Origin of the sequence: Alicyclobacillus contaminans DSM 17975, assembly GCF_000429525.1 — a bacterium.
GTDB lineage: Bacteria > Bacillota > Bacilli > Alicyclobacillales > Alicyclobacillaceae > Alicyclobacillus_A > Alicyclobacillus_A contaminans.
Genome location: NZ_AUCA01000027.1, coordinates 25541 through 49752 on the forward strand (window position 1 = coordinate 25541; position 24212 = coordinate 49752).

Genomic DNA, 24212 nt, shown 5'->3' on the forward strand with positions numbered 1-24212 from the left:
TGGAGGGAAACGAGTGAGTGACCGGCAGGAGCTTGTGATTCGCGGATTGCACAAGTCGTTCGACACCGCGCAGGGGCCGCTGCAGGTGCTGCGAGACATTCATTTGCAGGTGCCGCAAGGGGAATTCGTGGCCATCATCGGGCCGAGTGGGTGTGGCAAAAGCACGCTGCTGCGGGTCATCGCCGGGCTCGATCCGGACTATGACGGGGATGTGACGCTCGATGGGGAGCGAGTACAGCAACCCGGAGTGGACAAGGGCTTCGTGTTTCAGGAGCATCGGCTGTTTCCATGGTTGACGGTGGCGGAGAACATTGCCGCCAACCTATCGCTGAAAGATCGCGCCACGCGGGAGAAGGTCAAGCAGCTCATCCACTTGGTGCACCTCGATGGCTTTGAGCAAGCGTATCCCCGCCAACTGTCCGGCGGCATGGCGCAGCGCGTGGCCATTGCCCGGGCGCTCTTGCGCGATCCGAAGGTGCTGCTGATGGATGAACCGTTTGGCGCGCTGGACGCGTTCACGCGGGCGCATATGCAGGACGTCATGCTCAACGTCTGGCTGCAGAACCGGACCACGGTCATTCTCGTCACGCACGACATTGATGAAGCGATTGTGCTGGCCCAGCGGGTGGTGGTGATGCGGGCCAAGCCCGGGTCGGTGCAGACCATCGTGCCGGTCAACCTGCCGTATCCCCGCAAACGTTCCGACACGCGGTTGCTGGAGTTGCGGCGAGAGGTGCTGCGCCAACTGGAAAGTCATATGGTGGAATACACCCCGGTGTCTGTTCCCCGGGACACAGAACGAAGGAGGTCGTATTGATGAAGTCGTGGCTGCACAAACAGTTCTTCCGGGTGGCCGCCCCTATGCTGGCGGTGGCGGTGTTGGCCGGGTGTGGGGAAAATGCGGCGACGAACGCAGCTAATGGAACGGGTGCAGCCCAGGATGCAGGCGTGACCGTGAACATCGGCACTCAGGCGTTGGTTGGCCCCATGTACTTGGCCGAGAAAAAAGGGTGGTTTGAGCAGGCCTTCGCCAAAGTGGGCGCCAGGGTCAAGTGGATTCGTTTTACCAGCGGCCCGCCCTTTTTCCCCGCGATTGCTTCCAACCACATTGATTTCGGTCAGGTCGGCAACGCGCCTGTGTTGGTGGGGCAGGCGGCCAACGTCGACTTCAAGGAAATTGATGTGGACAGCAGCGGCAAGAACGGGGACGCGCTGCTCGTGCCCAAAGGGAGTCCGATTCACAGTCTGCAGGACTTGAAGGGCAAGAAGGTGGCGGTGGCCAAAGGGAGTTCCGGCTACAACCTGTTGTACCGTGCGCTGGCGAAGGCAGGTCTCAACGCCAACGAGGTGCACATCATCCAATTGCAGCCCAATGAGGCGCAGCCCGCGTTCGAATCCCATGCGGTGGACGCCTGGGCGACGTGGGATCCGTACGTGACCGAGGAAGTGGTGGGCCACGGCGCGGTGGCGCTGGCGACAGAACAGTCCCTGCACACGTTGGCGCCGGGATTTACCATTGTGCGGACGCAGTTTGCAAAGCAACATCCGGACTTGGTGGTGTTGTTCTTGAAGGTGTATCAGCAGGCACTGGATTACCAGAACAGCCATCTGGACGAAGCGGTGCAACTCTATGCCCAGTCCACCCACCTCAGTCCTGACGTGATTCGGCAGATGCTGAAAAACGCGGAAGAGGAAAACGCGCCGATTACGCCGGACATCATCAAGCAACAGCAGGAGACTGCCGATTTTCTGTACCAGGAAGGTGCCCTCGACGCGAAGGTCGACGTGTCCAAAGTCGTGGATAATCAGTACATTCAGCAAGCTCTGCAGTGATCAACCGGCCCATCCGTCCTGATAGAGCGAATGGGCACGGTGGCAGTTGAGGAGGAAATGGACGTGCAGAATGTGGAGATGCAGAGTTCCAGCCCGGATGTTCCCGTGGTGGGGCAAAGCGTGGGGGGCCTGGAAGCGCCGGTGCCAAAGGCGCGCTCACGCCGGCGGGGGAACCGGCGGACGTGGCCGTTCGTCGGTGCCTACCTGCCCGTGACGGTGTTGGTGGTGTGGCAGGGGGTGTGCAGTCTGCAGCTCGTGGTGCCTGCCATTCTTCCCTCGCCAATCCAAATCGCGGACGCGTTCATTCAGTTGACACGCACCGGAGAACTGCTTGCCGATCTGAAAATCAGCCTCATCCGAGTGATCCTTGGCTTTCTGCTCGGGGCGGGGCTCGGACTCATCTGCGGTATCCTCGCCGGGATGTACCGCCGATTTGAAGAAATCGTGGATCCGACCGTGCAGATGCTGCGCACCATACCGCATCTGGCCATCACGCCGCTGTTCATTCTCTGGCTGGGGCTTGGTGAATGGTCGAAAGATGTGCTGATTGCCACGGGCGCCTTTTTTCCTATGTATATCAACACCTTCATGGGCATTCGCAGCGTGGATGCGAAGTTGTTCGATGTGGCCCGCGTTCTTCAGTTCAGCAGGTTGCAACAAGTGTCAAAACTGGTGTTGCCAGCGGCGCTGCCCAATCTTCTCCTCGGGTTGCGTCTGTCCATCGGCGTATCGTGGCTTGGCCTGGTGGTGGCGGAATTGTTGGGATCTAGTTCTGGTGTCGGGTATCTGATCTTGAACGCCCAGCAATTTTCCCAGACGGATGTCGTCTTTGTGGGGCTCATTGTGTTTGCGGCCGTTGGCAAATTATCCGATTCATTGGTGCGGGTGCTCGAGCACCGGTTGCTGCGGTGGCGGGACAGTTACACTGGGTAGTTGGTGCGCGCGTTTCACAAGCTGAGGGGGAGAAATCGGCCGAGCCATTCCGTGCGGGGATGGTTCGGCCGCTCCCTTTGTGGTACGCGCGGTTCTGTTGGCGGTTGTGCTTGGCACCTCTCCCATGTCGCACGGTTCTCCGTCATCTTGAAGGCGAATTCATCCCTGACGTTTCAGGACTCCGGTGCGCCGGCCGCCTTCAGGGTCAGGGCGTGGAACAGGTAACCGGTACGGCCGATGGCCACACTCGGCAGCGACAGGCCTGTAATCTCCGGAACCTCCTCCACCAGGCGGGACAAGCGCAACAACAAATCTGCCAGACAGCCGGCATCCGCTGCCGATACGTTTGGGTACCACCGAACCATTTCTTCCACGGCGGCTATCGCGTCCAGGTTGGTCAGCGGCGTGATGCGCACGACAGCTTGGAGAGGCATCGCGGCTTCGTCCACCACACCGTCGTACAGGCGCACGGCCCGAATTACGGGACCGAACAGCGGGTCGGGGGTGACGTCAATCCGGACGCGGAACAAGGTGTCCTCCGGTGTGAGCGCGGTTTGTACAATGCCCATGTGATCGCACACCTGCCGGCAGATCTCAGGAGGCAGTACGTTCGCTGCCAGGTGCTTTCGCACCAGCGTGCGGGCGAGCTCCGGATTGGCACCTTCCAAATCCGGAACGTAGCCGCTGTCTCTGGCCAGGTACTCGGCGTACAGCGTCACTTTCGCAAGGGCCCGAACCGCCTGTTCGGGAAACGGGTAAACTGGGATGTCACCATGGTTGGTCGGCAGGCTGTGCACAAAATAGGTCCCTGTTTCCATCACATTGGCGACGATGGGTTTCCCCTGAATGCCTTCGCTGTACGCCTCGTCCACCGCCTCCGCGATGGCGCTGGCGATGGCGTCCCGCTGTGTGTCTCCAACCGGAATGTACAGGACGACCACCGCGTCGACCGATTCGTCCCGCAACACCTGAGGCAGCACCTTGCGGTATCCTTCCGCCAAAGCGTTGAAACCGAGGTCCACCACCGGCTGGACGAACGTGAAGCCGTCCTTGAGGAGCGCGTCTGCCGTGATGACCGCACCTCCCGCGGAGTTGGTCACGATGGCCACCCGACGTCCCCGCGGCAGCGGCTGATTGGCCAGCAGAACGGCGACGTCGAACATTTCCTGCAGCGTGTCAATTCGGATGATTCCGGTCTGCTGAAACAGCGCGTCCACCACGCTTTCCGCCGCGTTCGACGGTGCGGTCGCGGGCAGGCCGGAAATGGCGCGCGTCATCGGAGACTGTGCGCCTTTTACCACGAGGATGGGTTTCTTCCGCGTGATGCGGCGGGCCAGGCGTGAGAACTTCCGCGGATTGCCGAACGATTCGATGTACAGCGCGATGAGATGGGTGTTCGGATCATCTTCCCAATACTGGATGAGGTCATTGCTTGAGACGTCCGCCTTGTTGCCCATACTGACAAAATGCGTGACGCCGACGCCCGCGCGACTGGCGTATTCGAGAATCGCAATGCCGAGCGCACCCGACTGACTGGCGATGGACAGCCCCTGCACGGTCGGGATGTCGCGTGCAAAGCTGGCGTTCAGTTGGACGTCTTTGGACGTGTTGACGAGACCCAGAGAATTGGGGCCAATCAACCGCTGTCCGCCGCTCCGCAGGACTGCCGTGATCTGGGCTTGAAGCTCCGCGCCCGCCGGGCCGCGTTCCGCAAAGCCGGCGCTGAGAATCATGACGGCCCCGACGTTGGCCTCCACGCACTGGCGAACGACGTCGAGCACGTCCGCCGCCGGAACCACCACCACCGCCAGATCCACCGGCTCCGGCACGTCCATGAGCGTCTTGTAGGCACGGACGGAGACCACCGTCTGTGCGCTTGGATTCACAGGGTAAACGGTGCCTTGGAAACCACCGTTGAGGATGTTGCGGAAGACTAGGTTTCCGAGTCCGTGCGGATCGCGCGAGGCGCCGATGACGGCAATCGCCTTCGGCGCGAAGAACGGCATGAGGGATGCCTGCGTGGCCAACTTGTCGCGCGTGGCCCGGAGTGCGCGCACCCGCTCCGTGTGCGTCAGCGGCAGAACCAGGTGCATGGCTCCGGATTCGCTGGTCTGCTGCAGTTGGTATCCGCTGGACCGAAACACCTGCAGCATCTTGTAGTTCCCGTCCATCACATACGCTTCGAATCGTTTGAATCCTCGCCGCCAGGCCTCCTGCGCGAGGTGCTCCAGCAGCAGGGTGCCGAATCCTTTGCCGTGCAATTCGTCGTCGACGAGAAAGGCCACCTCCGCCGTTTCGTCGTCGGTTCGCACGTAGGTGCCGATGCCGAGTGCTCTATCGCCGGCCAGACACAGCAGGGAGAGGCGGTCATAGCCGTCGCCGTCGAGCATTTCGTGAATTTGCTCGTCGCTCACTTCGCGAACTGTGTGGAAAAACCGATAGAACAAGCTGTCCGATGACGCGCGGTCAAACAGCGCTTTCACCCGCGCATGGTCCGCCGCGTCGGGGTGGGCGCGGCGGAGTTCAGCCACGCGGCCGTCTCGCAGAATCACTTGCGTCATGGGGCATCCCTCTCCGAACATGGTCAACTGCTTTCATTGTACTGCGAACGACGCGCTTTTTCGTAAGCGGATTCGTCCGTCTGTGCCAATTTTGTGATAGGTTTCAGTGACTGCTTGCGGTACAATGGATGGCGAACAGACGGAGGATCTGCGAATGTCAGGGTAACGCTGAGACCCAGGGGGGGGGAGCACCGTGCAGACTCAAGCGGTGGGAACATTACGTCAACTGATTGAAACCGCTTCCGATATTGTGGTGCTCACCGGTGCCGGCATGAGCACCGAGTCCGGCATTCCCGATTTTCGATCTGACAATGGCGCCTGGCAGGACGAGACGTTGGCGGAGGCCATGTCCGATACGTACCTGCACGAGCAGCCGCACGCGTTTTGGCAAAAATTCAAGCAGGTGTTCCTGCGCGAGGAATTTCTCTCGGCACGTCCAAACCCGGGGCACCTGGCGCTGGCGGCGCTGGAAGCCATGGGAAAGCGCGTCCGCGTGTTCACACAGAATGTGGATGGTCTGCATCAACAGGCGGGCAGCAGTTACGTGGTGGAACTGCACGGCAGTATTCGCAGGGCGGTGTGCCCGATGTGCCAGCAACGGTACGGCTTGGCGGACATGCTGGCGGAACCGGTGCCCACCTGCCACTGGACGAATGTCAAAGGGGCCGAGTGCGGATTCGTCCTGCACCCGGATACGGTTCTGTTTGGTCAGCCGGTTCGCCAATTGTCGGAGGCCGTGCTGGCTGCGGCGCACTGCGACCTGTTCTTGGTGCTGGGTACGTCTCTGTTGGTCGATCCGGTCGCGGAACTGCCGAACTACGCCCTGGCGGCGGGACATCCGGTGGCGGTGGTGAACCTGGAGGATACGTACATCGACGGCCGGGCGGCAGCGGTGGTTCGCGGCAAAATCGGCGAGGTGCTGCCGCTGGTCGTCGCGGGCGAAGGTTGAATGGCTGCGTGCTCCGCGGCGCGGGAGGGACACGCCTTCGCGCCCGGAGTGCCGCCTTCCCTCTATCGGAGGAGGTTTGACGTGTATTACATCGGTGTGGATCTCGGGGGTACAAAAATCTGCACAGGACTGATGAACGAAGCGGGAGAACTGCTCCATGTGGTGGAGTGTCCCACGCGTGCGACGGAAGGTCCAAAAGCGGTTCTGCAGCGCATTGTGGACAGTGTACGGTCGATTCGGTGCGCCGAGCCCGAATTGCCGGTGAGCGGCATCGGCATCGGCGCTCCGGGACCGCTGAACCCCCATACGGGGACGTTGCACAACCCGCCCAACCTGCCGGGGTGGGACGGCTTGCCGCTCCGCGAGTGGGTGCATGAGGCCACCGGCCTCCCCACGGTGTTGGACAACGACGCGAATGCCGCAGCGGCGGCGGAACACTGGTTCGGGGCCGGTAAAGGCACTCGCAACATGGTGTACGTCACCGTCAGCACGGGCATCGGTGCGGGCGTGGTGGTGGATGGACAAGTTCGGCAGGGGACGGCCGGCAATTTCGGAGAAGTGGGGCATATCATTGTCCATCCGGGCGGGCGGCGCTGCAAATGCGGAAACGCGGGATGTCTCGAAGTCCTCGCGTCCGGAACCGCCATCGCAGAGCGGGCGGCCGCCGTTTACGGGCAGCCGCTCTCGGCGAAAGACGTGGCGGAGCGAGCCGCGTCCGGAGATGCGGTGGCAGAGGCCATCCTCCGCGACGCGTTTCGCTACCTCGGCATTGGCATGGTGAATTTGGTCAACCTGTTCGATCCGGAAGTGATGGTCATTGGCGGCGGCGTCGCGCAAATGGGGCGTCCCCTGTTCGACAGTGTGCGTCAGGCGCTCTGCGACAACCACTTCAATCCGCGGTCTGCGGAGATTCCTGTGCTGCCGGCGCTGCTCGGGACGAAGGCGGGCGTCATGGGCGCCGCTGTTCTCGCGCTGCACGCGTTCGGTTCGCCGAGGGTTGGCTGAACAAACCCAGCGGCGGCGGGGCGTGTCCGCGCGCCGCGCTGCCGATTATGGTTGACTCTGGGTCAGGCGATGTCGTATATGAGTTCGTCCTGATCTCTGTCGTAATCCACGCGAAGATTGCCATCGTTGAAAAACCACGCGTCCGATTCACGGACGAAGAACAGAATTCCCTCCGCTTCACAGGCTGCGGCCACCTGCGATGGGCGCTCCACGGTCATCCCGATGGAAAAACCGGGATGAATGCGCGATTGCCCGCCGTACTTGGCAAAAAAGCGCAGCGCATCTCCTTCGTTCAGTCCAACCTCTTGCCGAAACCACTCCAAAGCATCCTGCGTGATCAGGATTTGCATTGCCTCGGCACCTCCCGTTGAAGTCATCTGTTGTCATTACTGTATCACTCTACGCGCACATCGATGTGAGATGTTTACGCGAGAATGTTACACATCTATGAACAGTTCCCGTCTGTTACATAACAGTATACGCGGTGCATCTTGAAAGATGCAACAGAAATTTTTACGGGCCACTGGTGACTGGACAAACGTGGAAGTATAATGGTGTTGACATGGAATTATGACAATTCTGTGTTGCCTCGCGGATGGCATCCAGAAAATTAGATGATACGGCGAGGCAGGACGCGTGCAATCTGGTAAGGAGGAGGATGGAACTTGTCAACCAATTTCTCGACACCGGCGGAGATTGCGAAAGCAGCGTCGGATGCAGGCGCGGTGAAGGTCAAGTACAGCATCGGAAAACTGCTTGTTCTCGGATTTCTTGCAGGCGCTTTCATTGCGCTTGGCGCGCTGTTCGACATCCGCGTCACCGCCGGTCTGCCGGATACCTGGGGCACGTTGAAAAACCTGATTGGCGGCGCTGTGTTTCCGATTGGCCTGATGTTTGTGGTCATTGCTGGCGCGGAACTGTTGACCGGAAACATGATGACCATTCCGATTGCGCTCCACGACAAACGGGTCACCATCGGTCAGCTGTTGTACAACTGGCTGTGGGTCACCATCGGAAATCTCATCGGGTCTCTGTTCGTCGCCTTGGTGTTCGGTGTTTGGGCGCACATGCTGACCGCAGCTCCTTATGACAAGGCGACCATCGCGATTGCGGTCAGCAAGGCGGATCTCGGTTTCTGGCCAACCATCGCGTCGGCGATTGGCTGCAACTGGTTGGTCTGTCTGGCTGTGTGGCTGGCCTACGGCGCCAAGGACATCATCGGCAAGATTTTCGGAATTTGGTTCCCCATCATGGGATTTGTGGCCATTGGTTTTCAGCACGTGGTCGCCAACATGTTCTTTCTGCCCGCAGGTATTTTCGTGGGTGCCCCCGTATCCTGGGGCACGACCATCATCGAATGGATTGGCGCATTCATCGGCAACGCCATTGGCGGCTGGCTGTTTGTCGCCACCGCCTACTGGTTCGTGTATCTGCGCAGCGAATCGGACGCGGTGCGATTCAACAATGAAGCGGCGAAGGGTTGAGCGGTGGTCGGCGCCAGCTGCATGCGGGCGCTGACCCAATGTCTTTCAATGCTCACAATGCGGGGAGGAGATATGAGATGGGTGCCGAGATTCATCTCCAACTGGATGGGCAGCCTGTGGTTGTCACCGAAGGCGGTACCGTGCTCGACGTGATCCTCGGCGCGGGGATGGAACATCCTCATGTGTGCTTCCATCCGGCGCTGGGACCGATTGAGACGTGCGACACCTGCATGGTGGAAGTCAATGGGGCATTGGTTCGGGCATGCAGTACGAAAGTGGCCCCAGACATGGACATTCGCACGAAGTCCGTGCGGGCGAGATACGCCCGCAAGGAAGCCATGGACCGCATCCTGCGCAATCACGAGCTCTACTGCACCGTCTGCGACAACAACAACGGGGACTGCACCATTCACAACACGGCCATGATGATGAAAGTGGAGTCGCAAAAGTACCCCTTCACGCCCAAGCCCTATCCGGTGGACAACAGCCATCCGTTTTATCGATACGATCCCAACCAGTGCATTCTCTGCGGCCGCTGCGTGGAGGCCTGCCAGAACCTGCAGGTCAGCGAAGTGCTGTCGATTGATTGGACCCGGGAACAACCGCGGGTGATTTGGGACAACGACGTCGCCATCAACGAATCCTCCTGCGTCTCCTGTGGCCACTGCGTGACCGTCTGCCCCTGCAACGCCCTGATGGAAAAATCCATGCTCGGAGAAGCAGGGTTCTTGACCGGGATTGATCCGGACACGCTCGGCCGCATGATTGAGGTCACGAAAGCCGTCGAACCAGGCTACTCACAGATTTTCGTCATGTCCGAGATGGAATCGGCGTTGCGGGAAGCGCGCATTGAAAAGACCAAGACGGTGTGCACGTATTGTGGGGTGGGGTGCAGCTTCGACATCTGGACCAAAGGCCGGAAGATTCTCAAGGTCAATCCCCAGATGGAGGCGCCGGCCAACCAGATCTCCACGTGTGTGAAGGGCAAATTCGGATGGGACTTCGTAAACAGCCCCGACCGGCTGCTGCAACCGCTGATTCGGCGCGGAGATGCGTTTTACCCGGCCACGTGGGACGAGGCGCTGGACCTCATTGCCGAACGGTTCCAGGCCATTCGCCGCGAACACGGCGATGACGCGCTGGCATTCATCTCTTCCTCGAAGACGACGAACGAGGAGAACTATCTGATGCAGAAACTGGCCCGGGCTGTGATGCACACCAACAATATTGACAACTGTTCTCGCTACTGCCAGTCGCCGGCGACGGAAGCGCTGCGCCGGACCATGGGTTACGGCGGGGACACGGGGAGCATCACGGACATTGCGGCAGCGGAGTTGGTGGTCATTGTCGGCGCCAATCCGGCCGAGGCGCACCCGGTGCTGTCCACCCGCATCCGCCGCGCGCAAAAGAAACACGGCCAGCGGTTAATCGTGGCCGATGTGCGAAAAAACATCATGGCCGCGCGCGCGGATTTATTCCTGCGTCCTCGACCGGGCACCGATTTGGTGTGGTTGTCGGGCGTCGCCAAATACATTGTGGACCAGGGATGGCAGAACCACGAGTTTTTGGAGAAGTCCGTCGACAATGTGGACGCGTTCATCGAGAGTCTGGCGCCGTTCACCCTCGATTACACAGCCGAGGTGACCGGGCTTCCGAAGGAACAAATCGTCCAAGCCGCAGAAATGATTGCTCGGGCCTCTTCGGTCAGCATCTGCTGGGCGATGGGCGTCACCCAGCACGTGGGCGGCTCGGACACCAGCACGGCCATCTGCAACCTGCTGCTCCTGACCGGGAATGTCGGACGGCCCGGGACGGGGGCGTACCCATTGCGCGGCCACAACAACGTGCAGGGCGCAGGCGACTTCGGTTGCGCCCCAGCGTTCTATCCAGGCTATGAACCATCCTCAGACCCGGCCGTCCGCGCCAAGTACGAAGCGGCGTGGGGCGTGTCGCTGCCGACCAACCCGGGACTCAACAACCATCAGATGGTCGACGCCATTCACGATGGTCGCCTGCGTGGCATGTATCTGGTGGGCGAAGACATGGCCGTGGTGGATTCCAACGTCAATTATGTGGAAGCCGCGTTCGAAAAGCTGGATTTTCTCGTGGTGCAGGATGTCTTCTTCAGCAAGACCGCGCAGTTCGCCGACGTGATTCTGCCCGCCAGCCCAAGCCTGGAGAAAGAGGGGACCTTCACCAACACGGAGCGGCGGATTCAACGACTGTATCAGGTGCTGCCGCCGCTTGGCGATTCGAAGCCCGACTGGCAAATCATCCAGGCGGTCGCCAATCGGCTGGGGGCAAATTGGAACTATACGTCGCCAAGGGAAATTTTCGAAGAAGCCTGCGGCCTAACGGAGTTGATGAAAGGTGCGACCTATGAGAGGCTGGAAGGCTATCGGAGTCTGCAGTGGCCGGTGAAGCCAGACGGAAGTGACACACCGCTGTTGTACACCGACGGGTTCCCACTTCCTGGGGGACGGGCACGGTTCCATCCGGTGGCGTGGACGCCGCCCATCACGGTTTCGGAAGAATACGACCTGGAACTGAACAACGGACGACTGCTCGAACATTTCCACGAGGGCAACATGACCGCTCGGGTGCCCGGCATTGCCGAGAAGGTTCCGGAGACGTTCATCGAGGTATCTCCGGATCTCGCGGCGGAACGCGGGATTACCGACGGTGCGCTGGTGCGCGTGTCGTCGCCGTTTGGGCGCGTGAAAATGCGGGCCGTTGTGACTGACCGCGTGTCCGGACATCAGGTCTACATCCCGCTGTTATCCAGACGCGACGAGGAGGCGGTCAATCGCCTGACCAGCAGCGAGCATGACACCTTCACCTACACGCCGGCGTACAAAGAGATGAAGGTGAAGCTGGAGGTGCTGGAACGGGTGGGGCCATCGCCGCTGGTCAAAGGAAATTTCCGGCTTGGACGGCCCAATCCGCAGCCCGGCGTCAATGTGGAGCAGAAGTGGGCCCGCCCGGACTACCATCCGCTGGTGGCGGCCACGAGCGACGGAAACGGGGAGGCGTGATGCGAGATGGCGCAGGCGATTCAAGCGATTCACCAAGCCGAACGCCCGGAAGCGGAACGAGTCGAGCGGGTGTTGGACGAGGTGCGGCGTCAGGTGGTGGAGGACGCCGACGGCCTCCGCCAGACGCTGCAATTGCTGCAGGCCATGCATGACCGCGGCGTGTTGGAACTGTTCACCGCGCTGTTTGAACGGGGAGACAAGGTGCTCGGACTGGCTGTCCAGGTTCTGAGCGAACCCGAGAACGTTCGGGCTTTGAAAAACGTCATCACCGGCTTGCAATGGCTGACCAGTGTGGATGTGGATGCGCTGCGGAACTATCAGCAGGGGGCGCTGGAAGGCATCAAGCAGGCCAGGGCGGCGGCCTCCGCGGTGTCCGGCGGGGCGCCGCAGAAGCCGCTGGGTGTGTTCGAGCTGATGAAACAGTTGAAAGATCCGGACGTCAGTGCGGCGCTGCGCGTGGGCCTCGCCTTTTTGAAAGGTTTTGGACAGTCCATGCGGCAACCTGACGCCCCTGGCTCAAAGGATGTGTGAGCAAATGACGGATTCGATGGCGGAAGGGTATGATCACCTGCCGCTGCAACAGGAGAGGCAGATCTGGCGGTATCGCGGCGGGGATTGGCAACAGGTGGCCGACCATGTCGCGACCGAATACGCCCTCACGGTGTTCGTCAACGACCAGGAAATGGCGACGGTGGTCTGCACCCCCGAGTACCTGGAGGATCTGGTGGTGGGCTTTCTCGCTTCCGAGGGCGTGATCCGGAAGCTGGATCAAATCCTGGATCTGCAGGTAAGCCGGTTTCGCGGCATTGCCCGCGTCCGGGTCGCATCGTCGGTGAACTTCAATCAGGCGTTTTATAACAAGCGGTACATCGCTTCCTGCTGCGGAAAAAGCCGGCAGTCGTTCTACTTCTACAATGACGCTCACACCGCGCGGCCGGTGACCGATCCCGTCCGCGCAACACCAGACCAAATTGTGGCGCGGATTGACGAGATGGAAGCCTCCGCCTCCCTGTGGGCGCACACGGGCGGCGTGCACATGGCAAGCCTGTGCACGCCGGACGCCATGCTCTGGTCCCGCGTGGACATCGGGCGCCACAACGCGTTGGACAAATTGTACGGCTACGCGCTGCGGACCCATCAGCCGATGGCCGGCAAACTCGTCACGTTCAGTGGCCGATTGTCTTCCGAAGTACTTCTCAAATGTGCAAAAATCGGTGTGGGGATGGTGTTGGCCAAATCAGCGCCTACCGCGCTTGCGCTCGACATGGCGGACGAATTGGGGATTACGGCGGTGGGATTCGTGCGAGCTGGCGGGTTCAACGTCTACACGCACCCGTGGCGGCTGCGCGAAGGCCCCGTGTAACGCCGGGCGCATCCATCAGGAGAGGAGGGAGAGCATTGTCAGAGGAGATCCAAGTCGCGAATGAATTGGCCACCTTTGCAGGCGGCTGTTTTTGGTGCATGGTGAAGCCGTTCGATCAATGGCCGGGCGTGCTGTCGGTGACCTCCGGATACACCGGGGGGCATGTGGAAAATCCGACGTACGAGGAGGTCTGCTCTGGGACCACCGGCCACCGGGAGGCGGTGCAGATTGTCTTTCAGCCGGAGGTGCTGCCCTACGAACGATTGCTGGAGATTTTCTGGCAGCAGATTGATCCCACGGATGCCGGGGGGCAATTTGTGGACCGGGGGCCGTCCTACCAGGCTGCGATTTATTATCACAATGAGCGACAACGGAGGCTGGCAGAAGCGTCCAAGCGCGAACTGGCGGACAGCGGACGGTTTGACAAGCCGATTGTGACCCCGATTTTACCGGCCGGACCATTCTATCCGGCGGAAGACTATCACCAGAATTTCTACCGGACGCAACCGGTGCACTATGAGCGCTACCGGCGCGGATCCGGGCGCGATGCGTTTTTGGAGCGCTATTGGGGATAGCGGGCGATGCGGTTGCAGCTGGTCCCCTGCAAGCGGCAATTCCGGACGGTGTGTCCAGGGATTGCCGTTTTCTTTCGACAACATGGTTACAATGGATGGTGCCAAGTTGAACTGGCTCACAGTGGACGTGAGGACGAGGTGAGCGGATGCAGGAAGCGATTTTGGCCATCGACTTGGGGACGAGTGCGTGCAAGGCGGTGTTGTTCGGCGCGGATGGCAGCGTCTTGGCGCATGCCACGATCCCGTATCCGACGTGGCGACCGGATGCCGTTCGCGCGGAACAGCATCCGAACGATTGGTGGAATGCGGCCACCCTGGCGGTTCGCCGGGTTGCGGCGACGGACGAGCGCGTCTGTGTGCGAGCCATTGTGTTGTCTTCACAACGGGAGACAGTGCTTCCGGTGGATGAGCACGGCAATCCGGTGCGTTCCGCGATGCTGTGGATGGACGGACGCGGTCTTGACGAGATTGCGTCGCTGCGTGAGCGATTCGGAAGGTCCATTCATCGCTGGACCGGCCTGGTTCCCAGTGCGACGTATTCCGCGGGGAAGATTCTGTGGATGCGCTGCCATCAGCCGGAACTGTTCTCCGCAACACGGCACTATCTACAGCCGAAAGACTTCCTTCTGTACCGTATGAGCGGGGTTCTGGCGACCGATGTCACGCTGGCCTCCCGAACCATGCTGTTCAATATGGAAACGCACACATGGCAGCAAGAACTGTTGGACGCCTGCGGCGTGACGGAGAAAGCGTTTCCTCCGGTGTACGCGTCGGATCTGGTGGTGGCCGAACTGCGCCCCGACGTGGCGCTGGATTGGGGATTGCCTTCCGGCATTCCCATTGTTCTCGGGGGTGGCGACAGAGCCTGTGAAGTGCTCGGATCGGGCATTCAAGACGGAGAGGTGATGGAATCGACCGGAACCACGAGTAACATCGCGTGTTCGGTGCTGGCTCCGCGTTTTTCGGAACGCGTCACCTGCTCGTGCCATGTCATACAGGGACAGTGGATTTTGGAACAGGGGCTGTCCACAACCGGGGCCATTGTGGACTGGGTTCGCTATCTGTTGGGGCATGACAATCTGCAAGAGCTGGATGCGGCTATCGACAAATCGTCTCCGGGAGCCGGAGGACTGCTGGTGCTGCCGTTCTTCATGGGCGCGCGGGCACCGCGTTGGAATCCGCTGGCGGAGGGCGCCATCATCGGCTTAACGCTCGCGCACACGCGGGAGGATATCGTTCGCGCGGTGGTAGAAGGCATTGCGTACGAACTGCGTTTCGCGCTGGAAACCTACGGGGAGATGGGAATTCCCGTGGAGCGCATCCGGCTTGTGGGCGGCGGCGCGTACATGGACAAGTGGAACCAGATTAAGGCGACGGTCTACCAAAAACACCTGGCGGCTCCGCGCTGGGTGCACGCGGCGTCGTTCGGCGCCTACCTGTTGGCTGCGCGGCGGCTCGGCTGGATCACTTCGTACGGCGAGGGACAGGCCAACAACCCGTTGACCGCCATCTACCATCCGGATCTGAAATACGTCGACCTGTATGATGAGGGATATCAACTGTACACGCAGTTGAACCACCAGTTGGAGCAGCAGTGGCCCTTGTTGGACGCTCACCGCCGCCGGGTGATGACTTTTTGACAAACGAATGTTGGAATGTGTTGTTTTGTGTTGGATTTTCGTCTATGATCTCTCGTAAACGACGTGGAAGGGAGGGGATGCGGTGCTGGGAGAACTGCGGCAGCAAAAGCTGGTGGACTTGTTGATGACGAAAAAATCGGTCCGGATCAGCGAACTCCGGGAGATGTTCGACGTGTCTGAAGAGACCATTCGGCGTGACCTGAAGAAGCTGGAATCGGACGGTGTACTCAAGCGCACGCACGGTGGTGCCATTTTGGCCGAAGAAGTGCACGTGGTGCCGCCGTTCAGCCAGCGCAGTCAACAGCAGCTGCGCGAAAAGATGGCGTTGGCCGACAAAGCGGCGGCGCTGGTGGGCGAGCGCGCCACGGTGATGTTGGACAGCGGTTCCACCACCCTGGAGATTGCCCGCAGGTTGGCGGGGCGGCATGTCACCGTCATCACCAATGATCTGACCATTGCCATGGAACTGAGCGGCAGTCTGCACGTGCAGTTGATTGTGCTGGGGGGGAGTCAGCAGAAGGGAACCTGCACGCTGGTCGGCCCCGAGTGCGAGGAGACCATTCAGCGGTACCACGTCGACTTCGTGTTTCTCGGGACGGGAGGTATCAGCGTGAAGCAGGGCCTCACCACATCGTCCAGCGCGGAGGCCATCGTCAAACGGGCGATGATGGCCGCGGGGCGAGAGGTGTACTGCGTGGCTGACCGAAGCAAGTTTGGCCGTGCCGCGCTGGTGTCCTACGCCAAACCGGAGGAAATCACCGGCATTCTGACCAATCCGAGCGTGGACGCCGAGTGGGTGCAGCCTCTGCTTGAACGGGGAACGAACATCGTGTACGCGGACGCCTGAGGTCCGGCGATGGGGTCTTGAAATCAACATCCGGGAGAACGGCGGTGCGCAACAACAGGGGGCGAGGAACGTGTACGCAGTTCGGCAATTGCACGAACAGGACGAAGTGGCAGTGGCGCTGCGGCCATTGGCCAAAGGTGAGCAGATTCAGGTTGCGGGGCGGTCGGTTCGCGTGGAGGAAGATATTCCGCGCGGGCATAAGGTGGCGCTGCAGGCGCTCGCGGCCGGTGCGGTGGTCCACAAATACGGTTACGCCATTGGCCGGACCGCGGCCCAGGTTCAGCCGGGGCAGTGGGTTCATACGCACAATTTGAAAAGCGGGCTGGCGGGCAAGGCGGATTATGTGTATCAGCCCGCCGGAAGCTCGGTCGCTCCCGGCAGTTCGCCGTCCACGCGGACGTTTCTCGGCTATGTGCGCGAAAACGGAGACGTGGGCATTCGCAATGAGCTGTGGGTGCTCAATACGGTCGGATGTGTGAACAAGACGGCGGAACGCCTGGCGAAGATGGCGCATGCTGAATGGGCGGGCGACGGCATCGACGGTTTTTACCATTTTCCCCATCCCTACGGCTGCTCTCAATTGGGAGACGATTTGGTGTATACGCAGAAGGCTTTGGCGGGCCTGGTTCGGCATCCCAACGCGGCGGGGGTGCTGGTGATTGGTCTTGGCTGCGAAAACAACCGGCTGGATGCATTTCGGCCATTGCTGGCGGATGTGCCTCCGGAAAAAGTGCGCTACTTGGCGGTTCAGGAAGTGACCGACGAGTTCGAAGCGGGCATGTCGCTCCTCGCCGAACTGGCGGCGTACGCCCGAACCTTCCAACGCACGCCGGTACCGGTGTCGAGGCTGCGGATTGGCATGAAATGCGGCGGATCGGACGGGTTTTCCGGCTTGACCGCCAATCCGCTGGTGGGCCGTGTGGCCGATTTGCTGGTGGCCGAGGGCGGCACGGCCATGTTGACCGAGGTGCCGGAGATGTTTGGCGCCGAGACCATTTTGATGGAACGGGCGGTGAACGAGTCGGTGTTCCGAGACGTGGTTCACCTGATTGACGACTTCAAGGACTACTACACCCGGCACGGCCAGGTGATTTATGAAAACCCGTCGCCAGGAAACAAGGACGGCGGTATCACCACCCTCGAGGAGAAGTCGCTCGGGTGCATTCAGAAAGGCGGACGAGCCGCGGTGTCCGGCGTGGCGTTGTACGGAGAGCCGGTTCGCAGTCCGGGATTGCAGTTGGTGCAGGCACCCGGGAATGACATGGTATCCGTGACCGCGCTGGTGGCGGCCGGCGCACACATGGTGCTGTTCACCACGGGGCGGGGGACGCCCATGGGGGGAGCCGTACCCACCGTCAAAATCTCGACCAACACGGAGTTGTACGAAAAGAAACCGAGCTGGATTGATTTCAATGCCGGATCCCTCGTGGCCGGAGCGGATATGGACGACCTGGCCCAACAGCTGTTTGAACACTTGCTGCAGGTGGCGAATGGCGCCATCCGAACCAAGAATGAGCAGAACGACTTTCGAGAAATCGCAATTTTCAAGGACGGCGTCACGCTGTGACACTCCCACTGAAATTCACAAAATTCCACATCGTGGCGCGCGCCAATACAGGGAGGTAGACATCCGTGTTTCTACTAAAAGCAAACCTGCAATCCGGTTACCAGGCGATTGTCACGAAGGAGAATGCCGCAGGGCTGAAGTGGCTCGAATTCGCCATGCTCCGTTTGGCTCCCGGACAGTCCCACAAGGCGAACACCGGCAAACTCGAGACCGTGTTGGTGCTGCAGCAGGGGAAATGCCAGATTTCCGCCGGTGACGAGCACTACGGCGGCCTGTCCCGCGAGAGCGTATTTGCCGAAAAGGCGTCCGCGGTGTACGTGCCCATTGAGACCGACTACGTTGTCGAAAATGTTGGAGACACGACGCTGGAGGTCGCGGTCTGCATGGCGCCGGCGGACACCAAGCACGCGCCGTTCTTAGTGCGGCCCGACGATGTCTGGGATAGGACTGTGGGCCGGGACAATTTCGCGCGCCAGGTGCACGATATCGTGGTCAAGAACGCGGAGGGCCGGGTTCAGCGGATCATCGTGGGCGAGACGTTCAACCCGCCGGGGAACTGGTCCAGCTATCCGCCGCACAAGCATGACGACTACAAGCCCGGTGTGGAGGCGTGCATGGAGGAAGTATACTTCTACCGCCTGCACCCCGAACAGGGATTTGGCCTCCAGTCCATCTACACTGCGGATCGGAAGTTGGACGAAACGTATCGCGTGGAGCATGGAGACACCTTCCTCATCCCCTACGGATACCATCCCGTCTGCGCCGGTGCGGGTTATCAGTTGTACTATCTGTGGGTGATGGCGGGAGACATCGACCGGGTGATGATTCCCAATGACGATCCGGCCCACACCTGGGTCCGCCAGTAACGCTGCGGACAGCGCGGGGCGCGGGCGGAAGTCGGTGAACAACAAGAAAAGTGGGGATTTCCAATGAGGCTGTCCCGAGCAGTGCTTGACGCAACATCGAGAGCGGTCGCCGACCGCATTGCCGCGTACCCCGAACGGGTGATTCAAATTGGCGAAGGCAACTTTCTGCGGGGGTTTGCCGACTGGCTGATTGAACAGTTGAATCGACACCGATTGTTCCAGGGACGCATTGTGGTTGTGGCCCCCCGGCCGACAGGTGCCGCCAATATTGAACGGCTCAACGCGCAGGACGGGTTGTACACGGTCTGGCTGCGCGGGCTGGTCAACGGACAGCCGGTGGATGAACGGCAGATTGTCACTTCCATCAGCCGCGGGATCAATCCGCACACGGACTGGGACGCGGTCTTGGCCTGTGCCGAGAATCCGGACATCCGCATCGTGCTGTCGAACACGACGGAATCCGGCGTCCGTTACCAGCCGGAGCCGCGTCCGTTGGACCAAGCGCCGCTGTCGTTTCCCGGGAAACTGACCGCGTACCTATATCATCGATTCGCGCACTTTCAGGGCCATCCGGACGCGGGGATGGTGGTGGTGCCCTGTGAACTCGTGGACGACAACGGCGCGAAGGTCCGGGAACTGGTGCTCCGGTATGCGGCGGACTGGCAGCTTCCCGAATCGTTCGCAGAGTGGGTGACGGCGCACAACCGTTTCTGTAACACGCTGGTGGACCGCATCGTCACCGGATTTCCGCAGGGCACCTGCGCAGAGGACTGGGAGGACGTACTGGGCTACGCGGATGAACTGTTGACAGTGGGAGAACCGTTTCACCTGTGGGTGATTGAAAACGCCGGACCGCTGGCGCAATGGTGGCCGTTTGACCGAATTGGGCTGAACGTGCACTACGTGGCGGATGCAGCCCCCTACCGCGAACAGAAGGTGCGGATTCTCAACGGCAGTCACACAGCCATGGCAGGGCTGGGACTGCTGGCGGGCCTGCGAACGGTGCGCGAAGTCGTGGAACACCCGGTGCTCGGTACGTTTGTTCGGCGACTTCTGGACGACGAGGTGTTGCCGGTCCTCGCATCGCCGCCCGGGGGCGCGGCGAACGCTCATCGCGCATTCGCGGACGCCGTGCTGGAGCGCTTCCGAAATCCTTTCGTTGATCATCAACTGGCATCGCTCACACTGAACGGCACGGCGAAAATTCAGGTGCGCCTCCTGCCCATCCTGCAGTCGTACACGGCGCGGTTCGACCAGTTGCCCGCGCTCTTGGTGTGTGCATTGGCGGGCCAACTCTGGCTGTACAGAGGTACCTCCGCAGAGGTGCTGGGAGACCATCCGGCCACGGTCGCCGCCGTGCAGAACGTGTGGGCGGAGGAGCGGCAGGTGGGGTTGGCCCGGACCGTGGAACGCCTGCTCGCCCTGACGTCGCTCTGGAAATGGGATCTGAACGAAGTTCCCGGCTTGGCAGCAGAGCTCACCCACCTGCTGCAGATGCTGCGGAACCACGGCGCGGTGCATACCGTGACCCGCGTGCTGGACCGCTGCGGTGTGCGCGTCGCCATCCGGACGGAGGGGACGAACCATGCTGAATGACGGTGTACCGGGCGCGCTGGCGGTATCTCCACGCCCTCTCCATATTTTCTCCACCCCTTCTCCACCTGTGGGCCATATACTTACAGACAATACCAGGGTTCTGCGATGTACGGTACCGGGATATATCGTGTATCATGTGTTTCGAAAGTAGAACGATTTCTATGGTGTCCAACGTCCGGTATGTTGGTCGTGAACCATGGCATTCGGCGATAGAGAGGGGGAAGCCGTTTGCGATTCACGCAAACCTATTTATTTCGGTGTGCCAACAATCCATACATACGGTATCCCAAGCCCTGGGACACGTACTTCACGCTGCCGATTTCGGTGCCGGTATCCGAGTGGCTGTGTCGAACTCGCCTGACGCCGAACGGGATTTCCGTCATTTCTCTGTTGATCGCCTGCGTCGCCGCAGTGTTTTTTTATCGGGGCGATTGGCTCTCGTTGGTGATTGGGGCACTGATCTTTCACGTCTCGTATATTTTAGACTGTGCCGACGGGTACAAGGCCCGCAAGATGAACATGGCGTCGCAGCTCGGTCATTGGTTGGACCACACGTTCGATGAAGTGAAGAAACCCATTCTGTTGATTGCGCTGCTGTTGGGTCAGGATGCGCTGGACGCCGGCGACTGGTGGGGATGGGCGGCTGCGCTGCTGTACATATTCTCACGGGTGTTGGTGAAAACGGACAGCACGGTCAAGCGCAATTTGGGACAAACGCGCACCGACCTCCAGCAGGCGGGGCAGTCTCAAATGCCGGTGAGTCCGCGGCAAAAGTGGTTGTTTGAGCATTTCGGCGTGGTGGTGCTGTTCACGTCCATTGAAGCGCAGGCCCTGGCGTTTGTGGTCGGGCCGCTGTTGAACGCGCCGCTGATGGGGATTGCGTTGGCGGCGACGCTGTCGATTCTGTGGTTTATTTATGTGGACGGGATCCGATTTTGGAAACGGACACTGCGCGACGCTGCGCGGTGACACCGCAGATATTCCAGGAGCACTCGGTGGCCCCGACTGGAGAAGCCGAGTGCTATTTTTGTAGATTCGGACATAGATTCGTGGAGAGGAGTGAGTCCATTCGGAGGTGGGAAAATGCGTTATGTGGTGCCTGTATTGTCGGCGCTGGTTGCGCTTGTCTGTGCCTGGCAGTCGTTCGAGCTGGCTTCGGTTGGCGTGACCAACCAAATCCCGCAGTTGGAAGGCGATGGCGGCGCGGGCATGGTGTTTTCAATCCTCTGCCTGCTGGCGGGTGCGGTGGCGTTGTGGAACGGTCGCGTCGCCGGAGGCGGATATCTGCTGGCGGGGATGGAAGGATTTTGGACCGGGTGGATGTACAGCGATATTGAAATGTTCTGTTTCGCATGGGTGGTGTTTGGCCTGGGTACCGCCGCGTGGTGGCTGAACCGGCGCCGGTCGCCGTTGCGCCGACGGTGGCGAACACCGCAACACTCCGGCGGTCGAGCCTAGCCCGGTCGGCGCGATGGAGGGAAGTCTCCGCTGCGCCGACGCCCGGACGATGGCACTGTGGCGAGAGCGTTCACAGTTCCTGCAGGAACGCCTCAATCTGCTCAGGCGTTTTGGTGTACTTGCTGTGCAGGTGCGCAACCTTTTCGCCGGCGCGGAACACCAGCAGACTGGGAACCCCTCGCACCTCATACTGCTCGGTCAGGTTCGGCACGTCCTCGCCGTTGATTTCATACCATCGCAGGTCGCTGTGCTTGGCGATGATGTCGTCAATGAACGTGTTCAGACGTTTGCAGTCCGGGCACCACGTGGTGAAGAATTTGACAACGGACAGTGAATCCGGACGAATGGCTTCCTGAAATTGCGCTTCGGACTGTAGGTGAATCACGGGTCTCATCCTCCTGTCTAGGCGCAGTATAGCACAATCGGCCGCGCCCCGTCTTGTCTGCGGCTGCACGGGTCAGCGCCGCAGTCGGGGGGCTCGTTCTGTTTTCCGATCGGATCGTATCACAATCGACGGTGGGATGGCGCGTCATCCTGTCCTGCTTCGTGCCCGGAGACCGGGCAGCATCATGCGTAAAATGTCAGTAAATATATGTGAACTCATTGCAGAAACCTATCCAGATCTCGTGTTTAACACGATCATCCGCCGTAAGGCAGCTACCGGTCGTCTTCCCATCTATGGTCTCGGAGAAGCGAATCCGGAAATAAACGAAGCGTTGAATCAGTATGAAGAACTGTTCGAGGAGATCATGCAGCGTGTCCGCTAAAACCAACCACAAGGATGCGATCCGACAACGGAATCTCGCGGCACGAGCGATGCCGGTCTTCATGGAACCACAGAATACTGAACAACCGATTCAAGAAACGACTGCTCTGAATTCTGTGCCGGAGACTATTCACCATACTGAACAGAATAATAAACATGATGTTGTTCATGCTCAGAATCCTGAACATGTTATAGAACAGACATCAGAACAGAGCGAAGGTCTTATGACTTTCGTTCGGGAATTGGCCGAGGACATCGGGAAGACACGTGTCGAAGACACGCACACTAGGAGCGTGTCCGAGTAATCTTTGAGTCAGTTTCCAGAAGGAAATTTCCGGATCAATGGCGAAACCTAACGGCAACAGCGTTGAGGAGGCTTCGCCATGCCACGAAAGAAGTACCGTGGTCACAACCACGACCAACTGCTCCTGCTGCCGCCGGACTTGAACGAGTGGTTGCCGGAAAACCATTTGGCACGGTTTATCAGCGATGTTGTAGACCGGCTGGATACCTATGCCATTACGGAACCGTACGAACGGGAATTGCGGGGGTACCCGCCGTATCATCCTGTGATGTTGCTGAAGGTCCTCATTTATGCCTACTGCAAGGGTGTGTTCTCATCCCGGAAAATCGCAGCTGCGTGTGAGGACCAGGTGGCTTTTCGGTGGTTGTCCGCCAATCAGTGCCCGGACTTTCGCACCATCAGCGACTTTCGGAAGCGGCATCTGCACGTGTTCAAGGAGTTGTTCCTTCAGGTACTCCAGATTGCCCAGAGCGCTGGCATGGTCAAGATGGGGCATGTGGCGTTGGATGGGACGAAGATTCGGGCGAATGCTTCCAAGCACAAGGCGATGAGCTATGGGCGGATGAAGCAGGAAGAGCAGCGCCTGCGTCAGGAGATTGCGGAGATGGTGCGGGAGGCAGAACGGACGGACCGACGGGAAGACAAGCTGTACGGCGACGCACGTGGCGATGAGTTACCGGAGGAGTTGGCCCGTCGACAGAGCCGGTTGGCGAAGATTCAGGAAGCCATGGCTGCGTTGGAAGCTGAAGAGAGAGCCAAGGCAGAAGCCGAGCAGGCGCAACCGGACGATGATGATGACGAGGGTCAGTCCGGCGGCGGGCAATGCCATGGACGGAAAGGGGTCGGTCAGCTGTGAAGGCGGTCCCCAAGGACAAAGCCCAGCGAAACTTTACGGACCCGGAATCTCGTATCATGCCGTCCAAGGATGGTTTTGTACAGGCGTACAACGTGCAATCCGTGGTGGACGAAAAGTGTCAAATCATCGTGGCAACTGAAGTGACCAATTCACCCAATGATGCTGGGGTACTCAGGACACTGGTGGAAATGGCGGAGCAGAACACGGGAAGGGTGCCAAAGAAACTGTCAGCTGACGCAGGCTACTATGCGCAGGACGATGTGGTGTGGCTGGAGGAGCGAGGGGTGATGCGTATATTGCGACCGGACGTCAAAAACACGGCGAGATCCCGGTATGTCCCAGGGGTCGGATTTCGAAGTCGTATACACCGAAGCAACGGATGGCACGGAAGCTGATGACCAAACGAGGCCGGGCGATATACGCCAAGCGGAAGGTCATCGTGGAGCCTGTGTACGGCCACATCAAGGCGTGCATGGGGTTTGTTCGCTTCTCCTTGCGTGGGCTGGCTAAGGTGCGAGGGGAATGGTCCTTGGTAGCGATGTGCCACAACCTCCTGAAGATATTCCGGTATGGA

21 protein-coding genes and 1 pseudogene are annotated in these 24212 nt (G+C 60.1%); 19 read left to right on the top strand and 3 right to left on the bottom strand.

What is annotated here, in order from left to right; all coding sequences use genetic code 11:
- Nucleotides 1–13 precede the first annotated feature (13 nt).
- From G463_RS20020 to G463_RS0110970, 3 genes are all read left to right on the top strand, one after another.
- The gene (locus G463_RS20020; RefSeq protein WP_051322211.1) at nt 14–817 is read left to right on the top strand and encodes an ABC transporter ATP-binding protein; all 804 of its coding nucleotides are present in this window, start codon (nt 14–16) and stop codon (nt 815–817) included.
- Entirely contained in the window at nt 817–1833 is a 1017-nt protein-coding gene (locus G463_RS0110965) for an aliphatic sulfonate ABC transporter substrate-binding protein (RefSeq protein WP_035486919.1), read from the top strand. The genes G463_RS20020 and G463_RS0110965 overlap by 1 nt, the downstream gene beginning before the upstream one ends.
- A gap of 78 nt (nt 1834–1911) precedes the next feature.
- The gene (locus G463_RS0110970) at nt 1912–2766 is read left to right on the top strand and encodes an ABC transporter permease (RefSeq protein WP_156900180.1); all 855 of its coding nucleotides are present in this window, start codon (nt 1912–1914) and stop codon (nt 2764–2766) included.
- Between the two features lie 173 nt (nt 2767–2939).
- On the opposite strand, the gene G463_RS20025 is transcribed toward G463_RS0110970, so the two are convergent.
- A complete protein-coding gene (locus G463_RS20025) occupies nt 2940–5327 on the bottom strand; it encodes a GNAT family N-acetyltransferase (protein ID WP_051322212.1) in 2388 nt (795 codons plus the stop codon).
- Nucleotides 5328–5520: 193 nt separating this feature from the next.
- On the opposite strand from G463_RS20025, the gene G463_RS0110980 reads away from it, so the two are divergent.
- Entirely contained in the window at nt 5521–6276 is a 756-nt protein-coding gene (locus tag G463_RS0110980; RefSeq protein ID WP_035486926.1) for an NAD-dependent protein deacylase, read from the top strand.
- Between the two features lie 81 nt (nt 6277–6357).
- Nucleotides 6358–7281, top strand: coding sequence for an ROK family protein (locus G463_RS0110985; RefSeq protein WP_026975206.1), 924 nt, complete (start codon nt 6358–6360; stop codon nt 7279–7281).
- Between the two features lie 62 nt (nt 7282–7343).
- Here G463_RS0110985 and G463_RS0110990 read toward each other — a convergent pair whose 3' ends face one another.
- Complete coding sequence (locus G463_RS0110990; protein WP_026975207.1) at nt 7344–7631, bottom strand: HesB/YadR/YfhF family protein; 288 nt, start codon at nt 7629–7631, stop codon at nt 7344–7346.
- A gap of 315 nt (nt 7632–7946) precedes the next feature.
- On the opposite strand from G463_RS0110990, the gene G463_RS0110995 reads away from it, so the two are divergent.
- The 12 genes from G463_RS0110995 to G463_RS0111050 all read left to right on the top strand — a co-directional run bounded on the left by G463_RS0110995 (nt 7947) and on the right by G463_RS0111050 (nt 21712).
- Nucleotides 7947–8765, top strand: a complete 819-nt coding sequence (locus G463_RS0110995; RefSeq protein WP_026975208.1) for a formate/nitrite transporter family protein — start codon at nt 7947–7949, stop codon at nt 8763–8765.
- A 77-nt stretch (nt 8766–8842) separates the two neighbouring features.
- Entirely contained in the window at nt 8843–11800 is a 2958-nt protein-coding gene (gene fdhF, locus G463_RS0111000; RefSeq protein ID WP_026975209.1) for a formate dehydrogenase subunit alpha, read from the top strand.
- Nucleotides 11801–11806: 6 nt separating this feature from the next.
- Nucleotides 11807–12331, top strand: a complete 525-nt coding sequence (locus G463_RS0111005) for a helical membrane plugin domain-containing protein (protein WP_026975210.1) — start codon at nt 11807–11809, stop codon at nt 12329–12331.
- Nucleotides 12332–12335: 4 nt separating this feature from the next.
- Entirely contained in the window at nt 12336–13163 is an 828-nt protein-coding gene (gene fdhD / locus G463_RS0111010; RefSeq protein WP_245575870.1) for a formate dehydrogenase accessory sulfurtransferase FdhD, read from the top strand.
- Nucleotides 13164–13210: 47 nt separating this feature from the next.
- Nucleotides 13211–13738, top strand: coding sequence for a peptide-methionine (S)-S-oxide reductase MsrA (msrA, locus tag G463_RS0111015; RefSeq protein ID WP_035486960.1), 528 nt, complete (start codon nt 13211–13213; stop codon nt 13736–13738).
- Between the two features lie 146 nt (nt 13739–13884).
- On the top strand, nt 13885–15378 hold the full coding sequence (locus G463_RS0111020) for a xylulokinase (protein ID WP_026975213.1): 1494 nt from the start codon (nt 13885–13887) through the stop codon (nt 15376–15378).
- Between the two features lie 82 nt (nt 15379–15460).
- Nucleotides 15461–16225, top strand: coding sequence for a DeoR/GlpR family DNA-binding transcription regulator (locus G463_RS0111025; RefSeq protein ID WP_026975214.1), 765 nt, complete (start codon nt 15461–15463; stop codon nt 16223–16225).
- 70 nt (nt 16226–16295) lie between these two features.
- The gene (locus G463_RS0111030; protein ID WP_026975215.1) at nt 16296–17792 is read left to right on the top strand and encodes a UxaA family hydrolase; all 1497 of its coding nucleotides are present in this window, start codon (nt 16296–16298) and stop codon (nt 17790–17792) included.
- Nucleotides 17793–17857: 65 nt separating this feature from the next.
- Nucleotides 17858–18658 (top strand): 5-deoxy-glucuronate isomerase, encoded by an 801-nt coding sequence (iolB, locus tag G463_RS0111035; protein WP_026975216.1) that lies wholly within the window; start codon nt 17858–17860, stop codon nt 18656–18658.
- Nucleotides 18659–18721: 63 nt separating this feature from the next.
- Nucleotides 18722–20254 carry a tagaturonate reductase gene (locus tag G463_RS20030; protein WP_084171567.1) on the top strand — a complete coding sequence of 511 codons (1533 nt, stop codon included), beginning with the start codon at nt 18722–18724 and terminating at the stop codon, nt 20252–20254.
- A gap of 228 nt (nt 20255–20482) precedes the next feature.
- On the top strand, nt 20483–21223 hold the full coding sequence (locus tag G463_RS21780) for a CDP-alcohol phosphatidyltransferase family protein (protein WP_026975217.1): 741 nt from the start codon (nt 20483–20485) through the stop codon (nt 21221–21223).
- Between the two features lie 114 nt (nt 21224–21337).
- On the top strand, nt 21338–21712 hold the full coding sequence (locus tag G463_RS0111050; RefSeq protein WP_026975218.1) for a hypothetical protein: 375 nt from the start codon (nt 21338–21340) through the stop codon (nt 21710–21712).
- Nucleotides 21713–21782: 70 nt separating this feature from the next.
- On the opposite strand, the gene G463_RS0111055 is transcribed toward G463_RS0111050, so the two are convergent.
- Complete coding sequence (locus tag G463_RS0111055) at nt 21783–22097, bottom strand: thioredoxin family protein (RefSeq protein ID WP_156900178.1); 315 nt, start codon at nt 22095–22097, stop codon at nt 21783–21785.
- Nucleotides 22098–22468: 371 nt separating this feature from the next.
- Here G463_RS0111055 and G463_RS23175 point away from each other — a divergent pair, with 371 nt between their 5' ends.
- Nucleotides 22469–22783, top strand: coding sequence for a hypothetical protein (locus G463_RS23175; protein WP_026975221.1), 315 nt, complete (start codon nt 22469–22471; stop codon nt 22781–22783).
- Nucleotides 22784–22861: 78 nt separating this feature from the next.
- Nucleotides 22862–24212: pseudogene (locus tag G463_RS23840) on the top strand (IS1182 family transposase); the annotation flags it as partial.